Below are 5,943 nucleotides of genomic sequence, written 5' to 3'. Positions count from 1 at the left end.
CAAGCCGGGTGACAGAGCATTGGTCCTCAGTACGCATAGGACAGAATTGAAACCACGCGGATGTAGGTTCGACCTACAAGGTTCAGCAACGAGTTGTCACTTAGGTACATGATCACATCGGCTTGCCCATTCAGCTGGAAGCGAAGGTCATCTTCGGTGCTTCCTGCTTCATAGCCAGGTAAAACGATCCTGACCGGGAATCTCTCAGGCTCCCGCAAAAAACCTTTAGTGCTTGGCGGGCTCGCCAATTGCCCGGGCACATCACCGCCACTTAGGGAAACAGCCGCACTAAAGCTCTCAATGACGCCCGGAATAATCTGACCTGGATGCATGTCCAACACCACGTCAACCGGAGAACCTATCGAGGCTCTTCCTAGGTTGTTCTCGGTAAAATACGCCTCGATCCAGACGTCAGTTGCGTCCAGAAACGTCAATAGATCCTGGCCGGATCGTGCATACGTTCCGGGGGCTATCAGCAAGTTAGAGATGACACCCGTCGCCGGAGCACGTAGTACAGTCCACTCAAGGTTTAGCTCTGCATCCGCCAGGGCAGCCAACGCGCGCTGGATTTTCGGGTTTTCAATCCCGTCGTCACCAAGTCTTTGTTTTGCTTTTTCCAGATCCGCTTTTGCATTCTCATAGTTTGCCTCAGACTCTGCCAATTGCCCTCGTGCGTCATCAGCCTTTGAGACGGCAATCAGCCCTTTCTTTTCGAGCGCGAACACGCGTTCCGTTTGAATGCGCATCGTATCCAGATCGCTCTGCGCCCTTGCTAGTTTGGCTTGTGCCGCTCTTACCTCTGCCGAAGATGCGCCCACTTCTTGAGTGGCCGCTTCGAGATCAGCTTCCGCTTTGTCGCGCTGAATCTCGTAGGGTCGCGCGTCGATCCGGACAAGGACATCTCCGGCCAAGACTATCTGGCCATTTTCGACCAGTACGTCAGTCACAGTGCCTGTCACCTGCGGGACGATCTGGGTCGCCACGGCTTTTACTCTGGCGTTCCCGGTAAATGGCGTTTTCCGATCAGCGACTAAATACCAGACAAGAAAAATCAGAATGACAGCCAGGGTTGTCCATATTGTCTTCCTCATTTCGCCGCACCCTCAGCAACGCCCTCGGCTTCGGGCGAAGTATCAATCCACACTTTGAACAGCTCATAGAAAACAGCGAAGAGAACCGGCCCCATAAAGACGCCGATCAAACCGTACGCCATCATACCTCCGAGAACACCGATGAGGATGACCAACATGGGGGTCTCAAGGCCTTTTGAGATGAAAACGGGTCTTAGGAAACTGTCCATTATCATGACGGGAACGGCCAAAACGGTGAAGATCAAAGCAGTTCCGCCGGACATGGAACTCCATGCGTAAATAATTACCGGTATTAGAACCAATCCGGGCCCGATTTGGATAATCGAAAGTATCAGGCAGATAAATGCCAGCGTGGCGGCCGAAGAAATCCCAAACAAAGCCAACAGTATCCAAACGCAGACCGCCTGAATGGCTGCTACACCAATCACGCCTTTTGTCACGTTCCTAATAGTTGCGCCTGCCAGTGTTACGAATTCACCGCCGCGCGGTGCGAAGACACGGTTTGCAAAGCGCTGAAGACCCTGGACCAAATTTGGACCGGGACTGAACAACGCTCCCATAATCAACACGGACAAAGCTAAGCCAAGAAGTCCGATGCCGATGCCCAACACCTTTCCGAACAGCGACTTGGTGATCTCAAGGATTTGCGTGCCATACTTCGCAAGCGCGCCGTCAAGATTGCGCTCAAACATTCCCCAAACATCGGAAATTTTGTCTCCAACCAATGGCAATTCCTTGAGGCCCTCGGGCGCAGGTGGGACTTTCAGCTCACCCTTGTCGGCCTGTTCCGCAAACTCGGACCCTAGTTCTGCAGCACCAGACACCGCAGTCGCGACTGGCCCCAGGGTCAAAACAAGGCCCAACAAAACCAAGATCGTCGTGGCAAGTTTTTTCCGCCCTCCCAGCTTGGACTGAAGCCAATCAAATGCCGGGTATAGGGCCACACAGAGGATCGTTGCCCAGATAACCACACTTGCAAGCGGGGCCACCATGACCAGGGCGCTGTAGAGGAATAGTCCGAGAAAGAGCAATCGTATTGCCAGATCGACAATCTTCGCGTCCTGAGTCTTTTCCATTCCATCCCTCCATATGTTTTTCGAATGTTACACTCAAAAAACATAATATGTATATTTTTTTGAATTTTAGTGATCATCTATCAGCTTGAAGACACAAATGAATCCGGGCCACGGCTTGAGGTGCCCAGTCAAACCAAAGCATGGGCATGAACTCGATTTGGCCAAATTGGGATAATCTACTTGTCCGCTTTTTTGTCGTCCTGGGACAAGATAGTATCCGCCACTGTGGTCGCCGCGGTCACGAAGACACCGAGGCCCACGACGATGTAAATCATTGTGAAGATCTTCCCTGCCGCGGTTTCAGGTGAGAAGTCACCAAACCCCACGGTCGAAATCGTCACGACAGAAAAGTAGATTGAGTCGAGCCAACTCCAACCTTCGACAAAGTGGTAAAAGACCGAGGCCCATAAAATCATTCCAACTGTGAAGGCAAGAATGCCTTTCACTCTACCGTCCTTGAAAGCGACGCCTATCCCACGTGTTATTCTGGTTAGTGAATTCATCATGTCCTCATCGTTTGATGAATTCACACATAGCAGTAATTAGATAAATATGGAAAATCGGAGGCACTTGGCTGCCTGTCGGTTGAAGCTTACGTCGTGCCGCCATGGTCAAAGCTCATGCAGCGCATCCGTTTTAGCTAGTAAAACTCTCTTCATGCCAGCTATTAAGAAACCGGGCGTGCAGCACTAGCCGAACGTTTGTCATTTACCCGCTTCTTAGCGGTTCGAGCAAATCGGTGAGAATACCGGCTGTACGGTCAAGATCATTCAGAGCTCAGAACAATTACCGACCATATATTCCGTTAACTTAATGATTAAATGGTCTAGGCTGCCCATTGGATGAATCAGAGTTTTAGGCGAAGAACGTGCGATACGTTGCAAAAGGTATATTGATTTGTTGCGCTGTCGCGTTTGTGGCTGTGTTAGCAGCTTGGCTTTTCCTGTCTTCTGCGTTGTTTTCTTCTATCAGGACTACTTTCGTCGAAAACCTGATTTCCAAGAAACTTGGTCAGGACGTTAGAGTAGAAGATGAAGCCCGTTTGGGCCTTGGTCGGCAGTTGCAGGTTTCAGCGGCAGGGCTGGTACTACCTGGTTCGCTGAAAGCTGATCCGAATCTGGCGGCAATCGACAAACTTGAGTTCGCAGTTTCCGCACGCGACCTCTGGAACAGTAAACTTTCGCTGAGCAACCTTTCTGTTTCGGGTGTTCACCTGAACCTGATCACGGACAAAGACGGCGTTGGAAACTGGCAGTCCATTTCTGAAACGGATGTTGAAGCCGGGGAAGCCGCAAAAGTTCCAAAACTGCCTGTGGCTGGAATTCTAACGGACCAAAGAATTCACCTGACCGATATTACCGTTCTTTACCAGAACGACCTAAACGGACTTGAGCTAGATCTGCAGCTTCCTGAACTGCTTTTGACGCGTGACAAGGAAACTGACGTTGCCACCGCAGTTGGGACCGGTTCAGTGAACGGAGAGAGGTTTGATCTGAACGCGACATTCCCCAAGGAAGACCCGTTTCAGGTAGCGGTGAACTTCGAAAAGATTTCGATTGCCGCCGAAGAAGTCCCCCAAGAAAACGGTCTGCAAGTGAAGATGACCCTTGAGGTTGCCGAACTTGGTCAGCTGCTTGATATCCTGAAGCTTAACCGTGTTCTGGAAGGTTCAGGGAGTATTGGTGCAACATTCAATTCGGTCGATGGCGTTGCTCGGATTGACGACCTATCTGTATTGGCTGAATTGGACGGCGGGCAAAGCCTCTCGCTGACAGGGCAGATCGGAGAATTGGGGAACCCGGAAGACGTATCGCTGACAACCCGCATTCGGTTGTACCCTGAAGATGCTGAACCAGCCCCAGCCGCATCGCGGTATGATCTAAAACTTATCGCAGTCGACATGGTTATCGACAGTGTCCCCGGGCAAGTTCCACAGCGGCAAATGGTCATTAAGACCAACGGGTTCACATTGGACACCTCTGGCGAGGGCCCGCCCCCGATCAAGTTCTCCGAGCTTTCCAGAACACCAGAAGGCGCGTTAAAGGTCGGAAGCATCAATTTAAGAATTGGGAACCCCGCTGATCCGTTAATCATTTTGGACGGTTCGGTCGATGACGCGCTGCAATTACAAGGAATATCAGCGGAAGGTCTAATGGACATTCCGGCAAGCAGTTTGATCTCACCAGAACTGTTAGGACCGGACGACCAACTCGGCAGGTTTTCTGGCGACTTTCATTTGAATGGCGATATCAATCAGCTATCGCTGACGAATTTGGATGGCAGGACAAGCGAAACAGAAGTCTGGAACCTCGAGGTACATGGCACTGTGAAGAATGTATTAAAATTCGAGGACCTGGATTTAGCAATTGATGTCGAAGTCCCGTCAGGAGCGGACCTTTTGGAGGCACTATCGCTTGAACGTGTGGAAACCGGGCAGGCTCGCCTTGAAATCAACCTCGTTAGCGAAGGCACCGACTGGAACGCGAATGCGAATGTCGAAGTTGCTGAATCTGTCCTGGAAATTGTCGCCGATCTTGATGATGCAACAAGTGACCCTGTGCTGAAGGGTTCCATTGAGAGTGACCTAATAAAGATAGATCATATTCGAACTATCATTCAGGCCGCTGCACAGTTGCGGAAGCTAGGCGGTACGGAGTCCAACGAGGAAGGCGTCAATCATGAAGCAAGTGACACTGGCCCTTTAACTGATGTGACGCTTAAACCTATTGGGCGTTCAGTTCTCTTGTCCGGTATGGATATGGATGTCGACATTGACCTTCGGCACATAGAGGGTGCCAAAGGCATCAGCAGTTTGCAAAGCGAACTGACGCTCAACAAGAATGAGCTTAAGGCTGGGCCTTTGAAATTTGAATACGGAGGCGCTCATTTCGACGTCACCGGGCAAATGGATTTATCGAACGACGCGCATCTGCTCACTTTGACCGGCAAGGCAGGTGGCTGGCAGCTGGATGAAATTCTTCACAGCCTGAACTTCAAAAAAGGCGCAAGCGGTACGATCTATGCAGATTTTTCGGTGACCGGCGGAACCGATTCACCGAAGCATTTTGCAAACAGCATGAGCGGCAATGCTACTGTTTCAATGCGTGATGGCTCGATCGAGACGCAGCTTTTGGATCTGGCAGGGTTAGGGGTGCTACCTTGGGTGTTTACCAAAGAGAAGCAAAAGGTTGCTCCAATCGTATGTTTGCGTGCTCCGATTAGTATTTCCAATGGAAGTATTTCGACGAAACAAACCACATTGGAGACAGACCATGTCCAAGTTGTCGTCTTTGGCGGCGTCGATGTGGCCGGCAAGGTTTTGGATTTAAATCTACAGCCCCGCAAGATTGGCGAACCTCTTTCGAAGAGCCCTTGGCCCGTGACCTTGAAGGGCCCAATAGCAAAGCCGAAGATCAAGGTCAAAGACGGTCCGAAACGGCTGAAACGATCAGATGGTGCGGACAAAATGCCTGCCAAAAGAAAACTCTGCGTCCCGGATATTTTGCAACTACAGTAATGGTGGAGGTAGTTGGTTCAGGAATAAATCTAGAGTTCAAGAAAGATGAAAATGCTCCCGAAAAGGGATTTCTGCTTTAGGCTCTCTCCTGATATTTGCCATACTTTAGGAGAACGGCTGCTTTTGTAGATTCCAGCCGATGCGATGGAAGACCTTTGAGTCGCAGGTGGCAATGTTTGTGCGCCCTAGGGTCAGGACCCATTGATTTCCGCTTGGCTGCGTGATTCACGGTTCGAAAATCGAGCGGTGACCATGTCTG

At 50.7% G+C, this 5,943-nt stretch carries 4 protein-coding genes; 1 reads left to right on the top strand and 3 read right to left on the bottom strand.

What is annotated here, in order from left to right; genetic code table 11:
- Window positions 1-26: 26 nt before the first annotated feature.
- The 3 genes from AC2FLA_RS22270 to AC2FLA_RS22260 all read right to left on the bottom strand — a co-directional run bounded on the left by AC2FLA_RS22270 (window position 27) and on the right by AC2FLA_RS22260 (window position 2,613).
- A complete protein-coding gene (locus AC2FLA_RS22270) occupies window positions 27-1,091 on the bottom strand; it encodes an HlyD family secretion protein (RefSeq protein ID WP_496725407.1) in 1,065 nt (354 codons plus the stop codon).
- Entirely contained in the window at window positions 1,088-2,167 is a 1,080-nt protein-coding gene (locus AC2FLA_RS22265; protein WP_109312664.1) for an AI-2E family transporter, read from the bottom strand. The genes AC2FLA_RS22270 and AC2FLA_RS22265 overlap by 4 nt, the downstream gene beginning before the upstream one ends.
- Before the next feature lie 176 nt (window positions 2,168-2,343).
- Window positions 2,344-2,613 carry a potassium channel family protein gene (locus tag AC2FLA_RS22260; RefSeq protein WP_234416729.1) on the bottom strand — a complete coding sequence of 90 codons (270 nt, stop codon included), beginning with the start codon at window positions 2,611-2,613 and terminating at the stop codon, window positions 2,344-2,346.
- Window positions 2,614-3,035: 422 nt separating this feature from the next.
- On the opposite strand from AC2FLA_RS22260, the gene AC2FLA_RS22255 reads away from it, so the two are divergent.
- The gene (locus AC2FLA_RS22255; protein WP_496725404.1) at window positions 3,036-5,684 is read left to right on the top strand and encodes an AsmA family protein; all 2,649 of its coding nucleotides are present in this window, start codon (window positions 3,036-3,038) and stop codon (window positions 5,682-5,684) included.
- Window positions 5,685-5,943 lie beyond the last annotated feature (259 nt).

It is taken from the genome of Ruegeria sp. CDSA033, assembly GCF_059612305.1.
Note: the sequence above shows the minus strand (reverse complement) of the source record. Positions and strands in the feature narration are given on the sequence as shown.

What these genes read in the sequence shown, in the direction of transcription:
- AC2FLA_RS22270 (WP_496725407.1), bottom strand. Translation starts at nt 1,091, where the DNA reads ATGAGGAAGACAATATGGACAACCCTGGCTGTCATTCTGATTTTTCTT.
- AC2FLA_RS22265 (WP_109312664.1), bottom strand. Translation starts at nt 2,167, where the DNA reads ATGGAAAAGACTCAGGACGCGAAGATTGTCGATCTGGCAATACGATTG.